The organism is Streptomyces sp. CA-142005 (assembly GCF_050942335.1).
GTDB lineage: Bacteria > Actinomycetota > Actinomycetes > Streptomycetales > Streptomycetaceae > Streptomyces.
Genome location: NZ_CP192078.1, coordinates 842221 through 857235, shown reverse-complemented (window position 1 = coordinate 857235; position 15015 = coordinate 842221). Strand labels below are relative to the sequence as shown.

13 protein-coding genes are annotated in these 15015 nt (G+C 72.5%); 12 read left to right on the top strand and 1 reads right to left on the bottom strand.

The features are described from left to right. The first annotated feature begins 84 nt into the window (after positions 1–84). From ACQPXS_RS04300 to ACQPXS_RS04245, 12 genes are all read left to right on the top strand, one after another. Positions 85–2217, top strand: a complete 2133-nt coding sequence (locus tag ACQPXS_RS04300) for a glycoside hydrolase family 27 protein (protein WP_433455704.1) — start codon at positions 85–87, stop codon at positions 2215–2217. A 116-nt stretch (positions 2218–2333) separates the two neighbouring features. After that, positions 2334–3623, top strand: a complete 1290-nt coding sequence (locus ACQPXS_RS04295; RefSeq protein WP_433447059.1) for an ABC transporter substrate-binding protein — start codon at positions 2334–2336, stop codon at positions 3621–3623. Continuing rightward, positions 3623–4558: a carbohydrate ABC transporter permease gene (locus ACQPXS_RS04290; protein ID WP_433447057.1), complete on the top strand. Its 936-nt coding sequence runs from the start codon at positions 3623–3625 to the stop codon at positions 4556–4558. The genes ACQPXS_RS04295 and ACQPXS_RS04290 overlap by 1 nt, the downstream gene beginning before the upstream one ends. Next, positions 4558–5421 carry a carbohydrate ABC transporter permease gene (locus tag ACQPXS_RS04285; protein WP_433447055.1) on the top strand — a complete coding sequence of 288 codons (864 nt, stop codon included), beginning with the start codon at positions 4558–4560 and terminating at the stop codon, positions 5419–5421. The genes ACQPXS_RS04290 and ACQPXS_RS04285 overlap by 1 nt, the downstream gene beginning before the upstream one ends. Continuing rightward, positions 5418–7514 carry an alpha-galactosidase gene (locus ACQPXS_RS04280; RefSeq protein WP_433447053.1) on the top strand — a complete coding sequence of 699 codons (2097 nt, stop codon included), beginning with the start codon at positions 5418–5420 and terminating at the stop codon, positions 7512–7514. Before ACQPXS_RS04285 ends, ACQPXS_RS04280 begins: the two co-directional genes overlap by 4 nt. Before the next feature lie 73 nt (positions 7515–7587). Continuing rightward, positions 7588–8358 (top strand): SDR family NAD(P)-dependent oxidoreductase, encoded by a 771-nt coding sequence (locus ACQPXS_RS04275; protein WP_433447051.1) that lies wholly within the window; start codon positions 7588–7590, stop codon positions 8356–8358. Positions 8359–8443: 85 nt separating this feature from the next. After that, a complete protein-coding gene (locus ACQPXS_RS04270) occupies positions 8444–9181 on the top strand; it encodes a FadR/GntR family transcriptional regulator (protein WP_433447049.1) in 738 nt (245 codons plus the stop codon). Further along, on the top strand, positions 9178–10323 hold the full coding sequence (gene dgoD / locus ACQPXS_RS04265; protein ID WP_433447047.1) for a galactonate dehydratase: 1146 nt from the start codon (positions 9178–9180) through the stop codon (positions 10321–10323). Before ACQPXS_RS04270 ends, dgoD begins: the two co-directional genes overlap by 4 nt. 5 nt (positions 10324–10328) lie before the next feature. Further along, positions 10329–11168: a hypothetical protein gene (locus ACQPXS_RS04260; protein WP_433447045.1), complete on the top strand. Its 840-nt coding sequence runs from the start codon at positions 10329–10331 to the stop codon at positions 11166–11168. A gap of 33 nt (positions 11169–11201) precedes the next feature. Next, the gene (locus ACQPXS_RS04255) at positions 11202–11834 is read left to right on the top strand and encodes a bifunctional 4-hydroxy-2-oxoglutarate aldolase/2-dehydro-3-deoxy-phosphogluconate aldolase (protein WP_433447043.1); all 633 of its coding nucleotides are present in this window, start codon (positions 11202–11204) and stop codon (positions 11832–11834) included. Continuing rightward, positions 11831–12763 carry an SMP-30/gluconolactonase/LRE family protein gene (locus ACQPXS_RS04250; RefSeq protein ID WP_433447041.1) on the top strand — a complete coding sequence of 311 codons (933 nt, stop codon included), beginning with the start codon at positions 11831–11833 and terminating at the stop codon, positions 12761–12763. Before ACQPXS_RS04255 ends, ACQPXS_RS04250 begins: the two co-directional genes overlap by 4 nt. Further along, positions 12760–13818 carry a sugar kinase gene (locus ACQPXS_RS04245; RefSeq protein ID WP_433447039.1) on the top strand — a complete coding sequence of 353 codons (1059 nt, stop codon included), beginning with the start codon at positions 12760–12762 and terminating at the stop codon, positions 13816–13818. Before ACQPXS_RS04250 ends, ACQPXS_RS04245 begins: the two co-directional genes overlap by 4 nt. 37 nt (positions 13819–13855) lie before the next feature. On the opposite strand, the gene ACQPXS_RS04240 is transcribed toward ACQPXS_RS04245, so the two are convergent. Then, on the bottom strand, positions 13856–14845 hold the full coding sequence (locus ACQPXS_RS04240; RefSeq protein WP_433447037.1) for a L,D-transpeptidase: 990 nt from the start codon (positions 14843–14845) through the stop codon (positions 13856–13858). Between the last annotated feature and the right edge of the window lie 170 nt (positions 14846–15015).

Here is a 15015-nt window from a genome sequence, read left to right as displayed (position 1 = left end):
CGGGCGGCGGACACCCCGCCTTCCGCCACCTTCCGGCGGCCTCTCCTGCTCCCCAACTTCCAGGAGTCGCACGTGACTTCACGCTTGCCCGTACGTGCATCCCGGCGCACCCGGACCACCCGCCTGGCGCTGGCCGCCGCGATCGCGGTCGTGCTGACCGCCTCCGCGGTGCCCGCGGCCACCGCGGCCGACACCGTGGACCAAGGAGCGCCCACCTACTACGACAGCGGTCTCGCCCCCACGCCCTATATGGGATGGAACACGTACTACGGACTCGGTGCGCCCACCGAGAAGGAGGTGCGTGCGGTCGCCGACAAGCTGGTGAGCAGCGGACTGCGCGACAGCGGCTACGACGTCGTCTGGCTCGACGGCGGCTGGCAGGCCGACAACCCCCGCGATGCGCAGGGGCGGCTGGTGGCCAACCCCGACCGGTTCCCGTCCGGCATCCCGGCTCTCGTCTCCTATCTGCACAAGCGCGGGCTGCGAGCCGGTATCTACACCGACGCCGGTACCTACGACGGAGGCAAGAGCTGCGGACTCGGCAGCCGCGGCCACTACACCGAGGACGCGCGGCAGTTCGCCGGCTGGAAGATCGACGCGATCAAGGTCGACTTCCTGTGCGGCATCGGTGCCAAGCTCGATCCGGGGCCGGCGTTCAAGGAGTTCAGCGACGCGGTCGCCAAGTCCGGCCGCAGGATGCTGCTGAACCTGTGCAACCCGCTCACCGACGACTGGGGCCTGCCGCACACGCCCGAGCAGGACGCGCACAACACCTTCGCCTACGCGCCGACGATCGCGGACTCCTGGCGCACCGGCACGGACATCGCCTGGGGCACCCCGAGCCCGGGGGAGTGGCCCAACATCCTGCGCAACATGGACGCCAACGCCTGGCACCCCGAGGCGCAGGGACCGGGCCACTACAACGACCCCGACTACCTCATCCCGATGCGCCGCATGACCGACGGCTCCCTGGAGCTGACCCAGGAGGAGTCGACCACCCAGTTCGTGATGTGGGCCGAGATGGCCTCCCCGCTCGTCCTGGGGTCCGACCCGCGCACCCTGTCCCCGTCGATGATCGCCACGCTGCGCAACCCGGAGATCATCGCCGTCGACCAGGACCCGCTTGGGATCCAGGGGGTCCGCGTTGCCACGGACGCCGTCGGCGATGTCTACAGCAAGGTGCTCTCGGGCCACGGCCGGCGTGCGGTCGTCCTGCTCAACCGCTCGGATCGGCCGGCCGAGCGCACCGTGAACTTCGCCGACGTCGCCCTCGGCGGGCCCGTCCAGGTGCGGGACCTGCGGGCACGCGCCGACCGCGGCACGCACACCGGTTCGTACACCGTCGAGGTCCCCGCCCACGGCACCGCGTTCCTCGGGCTGACCGGGCAGGACGCGCCGCCCGGCACGAGCCTGGGGGAGAAGGCGTCGGCGAGCCCTGCCGTGGTGCGTGACGGCGACACGCTGACCACCTTCTTCCGCGGGCCGGGCGGGACTCTCGTCCAGCACACGGAGGGCGGCACGGATCCGGCGCGCAGCAGGGACCTCGCCGGCCCCGTGGGGGGACGGATCCTCGGCCAGCCCGCGGCCTACGCCTCCGCGGGCGGCCGTGTCGACGTCTTCGTCCGCGGAACCGACGACCACGCCTACCGGAGGGTCTTCTCCGGCGGGCGCTGGAGTGCCTGGCAGGACCTGGGCGGGAGGTTGACCGACGCGCCGACCGTGGCTTTCACCGACCCCGCGCACTGGACGCTCGTCGCCCGCGACGCCGACGGGCGCGTCGTGCAGCGCGGGCCGTCGTCCGCCTGGTCGTCGCTCGGCACGCCCGGTGACCGGCCGGTGTACGGCAGGCCGTCCGCGGTCGTCGACGCCGCAGGGCGTGTCCATGTCGCCGTACGCACCGCCGCGGACGACGTGTGGACCATCGCGCGGGACGTCTCGGGGCAGTGGTCGGGCTGGACTTCGCTCGGCGGCACGGTGAGCGGCAGCCCGACGCTCGTCGCCGTGGGGGACGCCGTGGTGCTGTACGCGCGGGCCGCCGACTACACCCTGTGGCAGCAGCGGTACGACGGCGGCGCGTGGCAGGGCTGGACCAAGCGGCAGGAGTTCCCCAGCGCGGCCTTCGACGGCGCGCTGGGAGCGGTCGCCGGCCCGGACGGCGCGGTCGACGCGGTGTACCGCGGCGTCGACGGCTACGTGCACAGAACCCAGTTCAAATAAATTAGTAATTAATCTTGACGTGGCGAGATCGCCACGCGACTCTGGATCCGCCGCGAGCGGGGACCGGCCACAAGGGGGGCCGGTCCCCGCCGCTGCGGAGCCGCAGGGAGCCCTCCATGACGAACCACCTGACCGACCGCCGCCGCTTCCTCACCGGACTCGGAGCCGCCGGAGCGACGGCACTGCTCAGCAGCTGCGTCACCTCGACCTCCTCCGCCAAATCCTCCTCCAAGGGCCCGGTCACCCTTCAGTCCAACCTCTCCGCACCCCAGGCCAAGGCCGCGATGGAGGACCTCGTCGCCGCCTACGGCAAGAAGGGACAGGGGAACGCCAGCCTGAACACGGTGGCCGCGGAGACGTTCCGCACCCAGCTGCCGACCTACCTGACCTCCGCCAACCCGCCGGACGTGTACACCTGGTACCCCGGCTCCGTGTCGGACGCCTACGCGAAGAAGGACCTGCTCCTCGACCTCGACGAGGTCTGGAACTCCTCGCCCGACCTCAAGCGGTACACCAAGGCGCTGAACCGCCTGTGCACCGCGAGCTCCGGCAAGAAGGTCTTCGTGCCCACCACCTACTACTGGTGGGGCATGTTCTACCGGAAGTCCAACTTCGCCAAGTGGGGCGTCAGTGAGCCCACCAGCTGGGACGAGTTCCTCGACCTGTGCGACAAGCTCAAGGCCAAGGGCGTGGCACCCATCGGGCTCGGCGCGGGCGGCGGCACCCCATGGGTGGCCTCGGCCTGGTTCGACTACCTCGACATCCGCATCAACGGCGCCGCCTACCACCGCGAACTCCTCGCCGGCAAGCACCGCTTCGACGACCCCGAGGTGCACAAGGTCTTCGACCGCTGGCGGGAGGTGCTGCCGTACTTCGACCCGAACGGCACCGCCCTGGCCTTCCAGGACGCCACGACCGCCCTGCTCAACGGCCGCACCGGCATGATGCTCATCGGTACCTTCTTCGCCGACGCCGCTCCCAAGAGCGCCCTCGAGGACATCGACTTCTTCCGCTTCCCCGTCATCGATCCCAAGGTCCCGCTCGCCGAAGAGGCCCCGACCGACGGCTACTTCGCCAGCGCCCGCACCGGACACCGCGACCAGGTCTTCGACCTGATGCGCTACCTCGCCACCGCCGAGGCCCAGGAGATCTACATCAAGGGCTCGTCCGGGACCGTCCTGCCCTGCAACCCCGACGCCAAGGACGCCGGCACGGCACTGGTGAAGAAGGGCCGCAGGCACATCGAGCAGGCGGTCGAGATCACCCAGTTCTTCAACCGCGACTCCAGCGACGCCCTCCAGCCCACCGCCGACACCGCGCTCACGAAGTTCATCGCCAAGCCGAAGGACGTCGGCAGCATCCTCACCGACTGGCAGCGCGACGCCGAGAAGATCTGGAACGCCTGATGGCCGTCCTGACCGCACCGCACCGCAAGTCCCCGGTCCCCGTGCCGCCGCGAGGCGGCCGGGGCCGGGGCCCCCGGCGCACACCTCCGCTGGTCCTCGCCTTCGTCCTCGTCCCCCTGCTCGCCGAGGCCCTGTGGGTCTTCTGGCCCGCGCTGCAGGGCTTCTACCTCGCCCTGACCAGCTGGGACGGGGTCTCGGCGCCGAAGTTCGTGGGGCTGGGCAACTTCCGCGAGATGGCGGGCGACGACGTCTTCCGCGGCGCGGTGGGCCACACCGTCCTTTGGCTGCTGCTCTTCGGCGGCCTGTCCGCCCTGCTGGGACTGGCCGCCGCGCTCCTGCTCCAGCAGGAGCGCCGGGGCGTCGGCTTCTACCGCGCGGCCCTGTTCCTGCCCGTCGTCTTCTCCCTCGTCGCCACGGCCCTGGTCTGGCAGGCCATCTACCAGCCCGACGGCGTGCTCAACCGGCTCCTGGAGTCGGTCGGTCTGGACAGCCTGCGCCATGCCTGGCTCGCCGACCAGGACACCGCCCTCTACGCGGTGATCGTCCCCGCGCTGTGGCGGCAGATCGGCTACGTGATGGTCCTCTACCTCGCGGGCCTGAAAGGCATCGACCCCGCGCTGTACGAGGCGGCCAAGGTCGACGGCGCCGGCGCCTGGCAGCGCTTCCGCCATGTGACGCTGCCCCAGCTGCGCAGCGTCAACGCCGTCGTGCTGTCCGTCATCATCATCGACTCGCTGCGCTCCTTCGACGTGGTCTGGTCGCTGACCCGCGGCGGTCCCTACCACTCCTCCGAACTGCTGAGCACCTACATGTACTCCACCGCCTTCCAGTCCCTGCGCCTGGGATACGGCTCCGCCCTGGCCGTCGTCATCTTCCTGCTGGCCTTCGGAGTCATCGCCTCCTACCTGGTCCGGGCCTTCCGGGAGGCCGACTGATGTCCCTCACCCACCCCCGTACCTCCGCCCGCGCACTGCGCCGCCGGCGGGCCGCCACCGCCGGCTTCCACCTCGGCGCCGGAGCCCTGGCCGTCCTGTGGCTGCTGCCCATCCTCCTGGTCCTGGTGACCAGCCTGCGGTCCTTCAACGACATCGCCGCCCACGGCCTGGGCAGCGTGCCCCGCTCCTTCACCCTGGACAACTTCCGGCAGGCCTGGGTCGACGGCGGCCAGCAACGCGCCCTGATCAACAGCCTGATCGTCACCGTCCCCTGCGTCCTGCTGACCCTCGCGCTGGCGGCCATGGCGGCGTTCGCCCTCAGCCGCTACGAGATGCCCTTCCGTCGCTCCCTGCTGCTGCTCATGCTCGGCGGCAACCTGCTGCCACCGCAGATCCTGCTCATCCCGGTGTCCAAGCTGAGCGAGATGATGGGCGTCTACGACACCCTGCCCGCCCTGATCGGTGTGCAGATCGGCTTCGGCGTCGGCTTCTACGTCTTCGTCCTGCATGGCTTCATGCGCGCGATCCCCGCCGAGATCCAGCAGGCGGCGGTCGTGGACGGCGCCGGGCCCTGGCAGATCTTCTGGCGCATCATCCTCCCGCTCACCCGGCCCGCGCTCGCCGCGCTCAGCGCGCTGTCCTTCACCTGGATCTTCAACGACCTGCTGTGGGCGATCACCGTGCTGCGCAGCGACAGCAACATGCCGATCACCGCCGCCCTCATCGGACTCCAGGGACAGTACGTGTCCATGTGGAACGTGATCGCCGCCGGTTCCGTCATCGCCGCCGCCCCCACCGTGGCCGTCTTCCTCCGCTTCCAGCGCCACTTCGTGGCCGGCCTGAATCTCGGAGCAGTGAAGTGACACCGCACCAGCGCTGGACCCTGCGCACCGACCACACCGGCTACACCGTCCGGCTCTCCACGGACGGCCCCTGGGCCGAACTCGAGGCCTGGGGACCGCTCGGCGTGGAGCACGGACCGCCGGCGCTGGACTGGTCCCACCGCACCCACTTCATCACCCCGGCCGACGCGGCCCCCGCGGAATACCTGCCCCACGGGCTGCGCCCCTTCACCGGCGCCGACCTCGTCGCCGCACGACCCGGCTCCGAACGCGGCGTGTGGTGGACCTTCGAGGGAGCACAGCAGACGACCGGCACGCTCCGGCTCACCTTCACCGACGACGTCCTCGGCCTGCGCACCACCCTGTGCTACGCCACCGTGCCGGGCACCGACGTCCTGCACCGCTGGACCGAGCTGACCTGCACGGGCGAGGAGGAAGTGCGCCTGGAACGGCTGGACTCGGCCGCCGTGAACATCCCGGTCGCCACCGCGGCCCGGCTGACCTATCTGACCGGCCAGTGGTCCCAGGAGTTCCAGCGCACCCAACTCGACCTGGCCCGGGGCACGTTCACCATGGGCAGCACCCAGGGCGTGCCCGGCCACGCCTACGCGCCCTGGCTCGCCGTCCAGGACGCGACGGCACCCCACGACGCCCCCGCCCCGACCTACGGCATCGCCCTGGAGTGGCCGGGCAACTGGCACATCACCGCGCAGGCCGGGCCCGGCGCAGCGGTACGTGTCCGCGCCGGACGCGTACCGCACGAAGGCGTGCTGCACCTGGCTCCCGGCGACACCCTGACCACCCCGCGCCTGGCCTGCGCCTTCAGTCCGGACGGGCTCGACGGACTGTCCCGCGTGTGGCACCGCTACGAGCGCCGGCTCGCCGGCGAGCGCCTGCACCGCCCCCGCAAGGTCCTCTACAACTCCTGGGAGGCCACCGGCTTCGACGTCGACGCGGCGAGCCAGCTGGAACTGGCCAAGGCGGCGGCCGACCTCGGCGCCGAGCTGTTCGTGGTGGACGACGGATGGTTCACCGGCCGCACCGACGACACCGGGGGACTGGGCGACTGGCACCCCGACCCGGCGGCCTTCCCGCAGGGCTTCGACCGGTTCGTCGACGACATCCGCGCCCTCGGGCTGGACTTCGGGCTCTGGATCGAACCCGAGGCCGTCAGCCCCGGCAGCCGCCTGCACGCCGAGCACCCGGAGTGGGTCTACCGGATCGACGGCCGTCCGTCCCGCCGCATCCGCAACCAGCTCCTGCTCGACCTCGGCCGCACCGACGTGCAGGACTTCGTCCTCGCCACCCTCGACCTGCTGCTGACCGGCCACGACATCGGCTACCTGAAGTGGGACATGAACCGCCCGCCGACCGAGCGCGGCCGCCCGGGCGCCGGGCCCGCGGACCGCCTGGACCTCGACGCCGAGCACGTCCACGGCTATCTCCGCGTCCTGGACCATCTGCGCGCACACCCCCACGTCACCATCGAGGGCTGCGCGGGCGGCGGCGGCCGCGTCGACCACACGACCCTCGCGCGTACCGACGTCGTCTGGCCCAGCGACAACACCGCACCCCTGGACCGGCTCGCCGTCCAGCACGGCTTCCTGCACGCCCACGCGCCCCACGTGATGAGCTCGTGGGTGACCGACGCGCCCGGCGTGTTCGACCCCCGCCCGCGCAGCCTCGCCTTCCGCTTCGTCACCGCGATGTGCGGGGTCCTCGGCATCGGCGCCGACCTGCGCGCCTGGACACCCGAGCAGCGCGCCGAGGCAGCCGGCTGGATCGCCCGGTACAAGGAGGTGCGGGACGTCGTGCACCACGGCGAGGCCCGTCTGCTCGGCAGCCCGCGGGACGCCACCTGCGGAGTCCAGTACGACGCCCCGGACGGGCGCCGTACCGTCGTGGCCGCCTTCAGCACCGGACGCCTCGACGGCGCCCCGCTCGTGCCCGGCCGCCCCGCCCGGCTGCGGCTGCGCGGCCTCGAACCCACCGCCGCCTACCGCGACACCGCCACCGCGATCACGTACAGCGGCGCCCATCTGCTGCACTACGGGGTGCCCTTCGCGTGGACCGCCGACCATGATGCGGAACTGGTGGTGCTGGCCCGCGAGTAGCCCGAACGCACGCATCGCCGCACCTCTGCCCGCAGCCATCGAAGGCCACCCAAAACGAAGGAGCCCACGCCCCATGGATCCCGCACGACGGCACGGCGCCCGTTTCACCGGCCGCACGGCCGTGATCACCGGAGCCGCCTCCGGCATCGGGGCCGCCACCGCCGAACGCCTCGCCCAGGAGGGCGCGGCCGTGGTCCTGGCCGACGTCGCCGAGGAGCGCGGCGAGGCCGTCGCCGAGCGCATCACCAAGGACGGCGGTCGGGCCCGGTTCGTGTCCGCCGACGTCTCGGCCGAGCAGGACTGGCAGCGGATCGTCACCGCCGCCCATGCCTACGGGCCCGTCGACGTGCTGGTCAGCAACGCCTTCACCGTCGATGTGACCCCGGCCCACGAGATGTCCCTGGACTCCTGGCAGCGGCAGCTGTCCGTGAACCTCACCGCCGCCTTCCTCGGCTTCCGGGCGGTCCTGCCCGACCTGCGCTCCGGCGCGGGGGCGGTGGTGCTCACCTCGTCCGTCCACGCCCACGCCGGCATCCCCGGCCACCCGGCATACGCCGCCTCCAAGGGCGCGCTGCTGTCCCTGTGCGGCCAACTCGCCGTCGAGTACGGGCCAGAGGTGCGCGTCAACGCCGTCCTGCCGGGACCGGTGCTCACCGGGGCCTGGGACCGGGTGCCGCCCGAGGAGCGCGAGCGCAGCGTCGCCGGGACCGCGGCCCGCCGCTTCGGCACCCCCGCCGAAGTGGCCGCGGCCATCGCCTTCCTCAGCGCCGAGGAGGCCTCCTTCATCACCGGCTCGCACCTCGTCGTCGACGGCGGCTGGAGCGTCGTCAAGGCGTCCGCGTGATCACCGCCGTGGTCACATGGGACACGTGCACATCCGATCCGTACTCGACCCACACGTGCACATCCGAGGAGAAAGGCTGTACGACATGACGCCCTACGCCCGCCGCGGCGTGCACGGACAGACCGTGGAGGCGCTGGCCCGCCGCATCCTGAGCGGCGAGATCCCGGAGGGGGCCACGCTCGATCTGGTGGCGCTGCAGAGCGAACTGGACGTCAGCCTCACCGCCCTGCGTGAATCCCTGAAGGTCTTGGCGGCCAAGGGCATGGTCGACGCCCGCCAGAAGCGCGGCACCTTCGTCCGGGCGCGCGCCGACTGGAACCTGCTCGACGCCGACGTCCTGCGCTGGCAGTTCGAGGGGGGCGGGGCCGGCGAGGCCGACCGGGCGCTGCTGCGCAACCTGGCCGAGGTGCGCGCCATCATCGAGCCGGCCGCCGTCCGCCTGGCCGCCGAGCGCCGTACCGACGCCGACCTCGCCGCCCTGGACACCGCCGTCGCGGCGATGGCGGAGCACGACGCCGACCCCGGCCACGCCGTGGAGGCCGACCTCGCCTTCCACCGCGCCCTGCTCGCAGCCACCCACAACGAGCTGCTGGAGCGCATGGAGATGGTCATCGAGTCCGGCCTCGCCCACCGCGACCGCCTGGTCCACAGCTCCCCGCACAGTGAGGACCCGGTTCCCGCCCACCGCGCCGTCCTGGACGCCGTACGCGACCAGGACCCGCGGGCCGCCGAGGCCGCCATGCACGCCCTGCTCGAGCAGGCCGGACGCGACCTGGACCGGATCGACGGCCCCGACGACACGAAAGGCACCGGCGGCAAGTGAAGATCGCCCGCATTGAAACGTTCCTGGTTCCGCCGCGCTGGCTGTTCTGCCGGATCGAGACCGACGACGGCGTGGTCGGCTGGGGCGAACCCGTCGTCGAGGGCCGCGCCGAGGTGGTCCGCACCGCCGTGGACGTACTCGCCGAACAGCTGCTCGGCCAGGACCCGCTGCGCATCCAGGACCACTGGCAGGTGCTCACCAAGGGCGGCTTCTACCGAGGCGGCCCCGTACTGTCCAGCGCGGTCGCCGGTCTCGACCAGGCCCTGTGGGACATCGCCGGCCACACCTACGGCGCCCCGGTGCACGCCCTGCTCGGCGGGCCCGTGCGCGAACGCGTCCGCGTCTACGCCTGGGTCGGCGGCGACGAGCCCGCCGAGCTGACCGACCAGATAGCGGCCCAGGTGGAGGCCGGTTTCACGGCGGTGAAGATGAACGCCGCAGGGGCCACCTCACCGATCACGACCGCGGCCGAGACGGCGGCCGTCGTGACGCGGGTGGCGGCCGCCCGCGAGGCGCTCGGACCCGACCGGGACGTGGCGGTCGACTTCCACGGCCGCTTCACCGCCGCCGGCGCCCGCCGGGTCCTGGCCGAACTGGCCCCGCTGCACCCTCTGTTCGTGGAGGAGCCGGTCCTCCCCGAGCACCAGCACCTGCTGCCCGGTCTCGTCACCGCGAGCACGGTGCCGCTGGCCACCGGCGAACGCCTCTACTCCCGCGGCGAGTTCCTGCCTGCTCTCACCGCCGGGATCGCCGTCGCGCAGCCCGACCTGTCCCACGCGGGCGGCATCTCCGAAGTGCACCGGATCGCCTCCCTCGCGGACACCTTCGGCGCCCAGCTGGCCCCGCACTGCCCCCTCGGCCCCATCGCACTCGCGGCCAGCCTCCAGATCGCCTTCGCCACCCCCAACTTCCTGATCCAGGAGCAGAGCCGCGGCATCCACTACAACAAGGAGGCCGACCTGCTGTCGTACGTCGCCGACCCCGAGCTTTTCCGGTTCGTCGACGGCCACGCCCGCCGCAGCGACGCCCCAGGCCTCGGCATCACCATCGACGAGGCGGCCGTGCGTGCCGCCGACCGCAGCGGACACGCCTGGCGCAACCCCGTGTGGCGGCACCCCGACGGCTCGTTCGCGGAGTGGTGAGCCGCATGCTGGAGATCGTCACCGACCCCGCGCACGGCGGCCGCTGGACCTCCCTGCGCGCGGACGGCCGCGAATGGCTGTGGCACCGCCACGTGCCGGAACGGGACAAGGCCGTCCCCGGTGACGCGTTCGTGGACGCGGGCGGGCTCGAAGAGTGTCTGCCGACCGTCCGCGGCCGCCCCGACCACGGCGACGCCTGGTCCCGCCCGTGGACCCGGGACGGCGACACCGACCGCGTCCACTGCGACGCCTTCACCCTCTCCCGCACCATCCGCGCCACGCCCGACGGAGCCGAGGCCGACTACACGCTGACCGCCGAACCGGGCTTCCGCTTCCTCTGGGCGGCCCACGCCCTGCTCGACCTCTCACCGGACGCGATCCTCCGCATGAGCAGGGGCGCGGCCACCCGTCTGTTCCCGGAAGCCGCGCCTCTCCTGAAGGAGCCGTGGCCCGCCGGCGCACCCTGGATCGAGGGTGCCTGGCCCACCCCCCGCGGGCCGGCCCTCGACCGGCTCGGCCCCGACGACGGCACGGCGGTCGGAGCCGTCGTGGACACACACCTGTGCTGCGTGCACGACGGCACCGACCGGCTGGCCCTGAGCCTGCGCGTGCACGACCAGCCCCCGGCCGGGCGCGCTGCACCCGGACAGCCCGTGTCGATCGCGCTGTGGCGCAACCTCGGCGGCTTCCCCCAGCCGGACCCCTACCGCAGCACGGGCGTCGAGCCGATGCTCGGCCGCGTCTTCGACCTCGCCGACGCCGGCCCCGAGGACGCCGCACAGGTGCCCGCCACGGGACGGCTGCGCTGGCGCCTCACGCTCACCACCGCCTGCCGCTGCCCCTGAATCAGCCGTCACGGAGACCGAGGAGACCGGTTCGTGGATCTACCCGCTGCGCTGGCAGCCCACCGCCTGCTCGCCATCGTCCGCGGAGGTGACGCCGACGCCGCGCTGCGCACCGTGCTCACCCTGGCCGAGGAGGGCATCGAACTCATCGAGGTGTCGCTCACCGGCACGGACGCCCTCACCGTCATCGCGCGCGCCCGCGAACTCCTCGGTGATGACCGCGCGTTGGGCGCCGGCACCGTCCTGACCGCCGACGACGCCCGTGCCGCCCACCGCGCCGGCGTGACGTTCGTGGTCACACCCGGCCTGGGAGAGGCCATACCCGCGGCACACGACCTCGGGCTGCCGGTGCTCGCCGGCGTGTTCACCCCGACCGACGTGATCGCCGCCCGGAGGATGGGCGCGGCGGCACTGAAGATCTTCCCGATCGCCCAGGCCGGGGGAGCGGCGTATGTGAAGGCCCTGCGCGGCCCGTTCCCCGACGCCGCGTTCGTCCCCGTGGGCGGAGTCGACGAAGCCGTCGCCCGCGACTGTCTCGCCGCGGGCGCGGCGGCGGTCGGCGTGGGATCCCCTCTCGTCGGCGACGCCGCCGACGGCGGCAGCCTCGACGCGCTCAGGGCCCGCGCCCACGCCTTCCGCACCGCCGTACGAAAGGCGGCACCGTGACCCCCCACCCCCTCGCCACCCGTCCCGACCGCCTCGAACTCGGCGAGGGCATCCGCTGGACGGGCGCCGGGATCGTCCTTGTGGACCTCCTCGACGGTCGCCTCCTCGCGCCCCCGGACGATCCCGCCGCCCCGTTGCAGACCCTCGCCCAACTCCCGGTCCCGCTGGGGGCCGTGGCTCCCGTGGCCGGTCACCCGGGCACCTGGATCGCCGCCGCGGGAACCGGCATCTGCCTCCTGCACCCCGACGGCACCACGAGCCGGCTCGCAAGCCCGGAGGACAAGCCGGGCCCGCGGATGCGCATGAACGACGCCGTGGCCGACCCCTCGGGCCGGTTCTGGGCCGGCAGCATGGCGTACGACGCCGACGAGGGAGCCGGCTCGCTCTACCGGGTCGACCCCGACGGCACGGTCGTACGCGTCCTGGACGGCATCACCGTGCCCAACGGACCGGTGTTCACGCCCGACGGCTGCTCCATGTACCTGGCCGACAGCGCCCGTGGCGTCGTCCGGCGCTATCCGGTCGACCCCCGAACCGCCCGGCTCGGCATGCCCGAGGTCTTCGTCACCGTGGACGACGGCAGCCCCGACGGGATGACGATCGACGCGGAAGGCGCCGTATGGGTCGCCGTGTGGGGCACCGGGACGGTACGCCGCCACCTTCCCGACGGCACCCTGGACCGCGTCGTACGGCTGCCCGCGAGCCTGCCGGCGGGCGTGTGCCTCGAAGGCGACGTTCTGCACATCACCACGGCCCGCCTGGGCCTGAACCCGCCCGGCAGATACGACGGCGCCCTGTTCAGCGTCCGGGTCGAGGTACCGGGGACGCCCGCCGCGCCCTATCGCCCGGCGCCCTCTCGCATGCCGGCGGCGCTGGCCGTGCCCTCGCGTGCCGTCCCGTCCGTGGCGCCCGGGCAGGGGCCGGCATGACCGGGACGGGGACGGAATCGTCCCGCGCGAGGAACTCGTGGCGCCCTTCCACGGGACGGGTGGTGTGCATCGGCGAGACGATGGCGGCCCTGGCGCCCGACCCGCCGGAACCACTGGAAAGCGCCGGGCGGTTGAGCCTGTCGGTGGCCGGTGCGGAGTCGAACGTGGCCATGTACCTGGCCGACCACGGCATCCCCGTCGCCTGGCTCTCGGCGCTCGGGGACGACGCGCTGGGAAAACGGGTCCGCGCCGCCGTGTCCGCCGCCGGAGTCGACGTCTCGTACGTACGCACCGACGCCCACCATCCCACGGGTCTCCTCATGAAGGACCCCGGCCCCGCCGGCACACGGGTGCACTATTACAGGGCCGGCTCGGCGGCCGCCACCCTCGGCCCCGAGCTGCTGGACCACGAGCCCGTGCGCTCGGCGGCGCTGCTGCACTTCACCGGCATCACACCCGCCCTCTCGCCCTCCTGCCGGGAACTGGTCACAAAGGCCCTGGCCACGCCGGCCGACGCGCGGCCCCACGCGGTCAGCTTCGACGTCAACCACCGGCCGGACCTCTGGCCGGACGGCGACGCGGCCACCGTGCTGCGCCGGCTGGCCGACCGGGCGGACATCGTCTTCGTCGGTCTCGACGAGGCGCAGGGCCTGTGGGGCACGGACCTGACGGTGAGCGGTCTACGGCGCCTGCTCCCGCATCCCCGCATCCTCGTGGTCAAGGACGGCGCCCGCGCCGCCACCGCCTTCACCGGGAGCGGCGTCCACACGGTGCCGGCGCTACGGACGACGGTGGTGGAGCCCGTGGGCGCCGGCGACGCCTTCGCCGCGGGCTTCCTCGCGGGCCTGCTGCGGGGTCTCGCCCCCACGCGGGCGCTCCGGCTGGGGCACATCACCGCGCTCTCGGCCCTCCAAGTGACCGCGGATCACGGCCCGTTGCCGGACTCGCAGCGGATCGGACACCTCCTCGCCCTGCCGGCCCGGGAGTGGGAGACACTCGGCCGGGCCGCCGCACCGGACCAAACCGGAGTCCACGACCGCACGCTTCCGGGGTAGGGACCGGCAAGCCGTTCGGCACCCCCGCCCCGGCGCGTCACAGCGTCGCGGTCGTCCCCTCCCCGGACGCGCTGCCGGTGAGCCACTGGTCCCATCCGAGGTTGAAGTCGGCGTAGCCGTTGTCGGCCGGGGCCTTCGCGCGGGGGGAACCGGTGATGGTGACGGGGTCGCCCTGCTTGACCTGGCCGTAGAACCACTTGGCGTCGGACAGGGACAGGTGGACGCAGCCGTGCGAGCCGCGGGCGCTGCCGCTGCCCGGGTTGGGGTCGCCGGTCGAGTAGTGCACGTAGGTGCCGGACTGGGTGAGGTGGACGTCCCAGGGCAGTGTCAGGTCGTAGTAGTTGGGGCTGCCCTTGTCGCAGCTGATGCCGACGCTGCAGGAGGTCATGTGGACCTTCTCCTGCTTGTCGATGACGGCCATCGTGCCGTTCCACGTCGGGTACTGGGCGCTGCCCGCGTTGATCGACAGGGTGCGCACCAGTGTGCCGTTGCGGGTCACCTTCATGGTGTGGCCGGTCACCGAGACGTCCGCGCGTACGTCGTCGCCGATGGTGAAGGTGTGGGTGTAGGAGTGGACGCCGTAGCGTCCGTTGCCGTTGCTGACGCCCTTCATGTCGGCGTCGATCCTCACCTTGGTGCCGGAGGGCCAGTAGGTCTTGGGCCGCCAGTCGGCGCGCCTGTCGCCGAACCAGTGCCAGGCGCCGACCACCGGCTGGGAGGCGCTCACCTTCATGTGCTTCTCGACCGTGGCCCGTGCCTTCGCCGCGACCGGGTTGGTGAAGATCACCGAGATGGGCATGGCCACGCCGACCGTGGTTCCCGTCTGCGGGGTGATCGTCTCCAGCAGCATCGGCGGGCCGGCGGGCTTGGTGGGTGACGGGGAGGTGCTCGCACCGGTCTTGCCCGGTGCCTTCGCGTCGTCGTTCCCACTGGCCTTGTCACTGCCGCCTGCGCCGCAGGCGCTCGCGCCCACCAACATCGCAGCCGTGACCAGTGCGATCCCTATGCCACCCTTGCGCCGTCCCACGTACTGCCCCGCTCTCTCGCTCCTGTGCCCCGACGGGCCCGACTTTCTGTCAGACAGCGAGGACCTGCACGCAGTTGCGCACGTCGCGTAAAGCGTGTCTCAAATCTCGGTACGGGTCCAGGACGCGCGCGGCATGACGTGCGATCCGGGCGCGCGGCACTCCGGGGTCA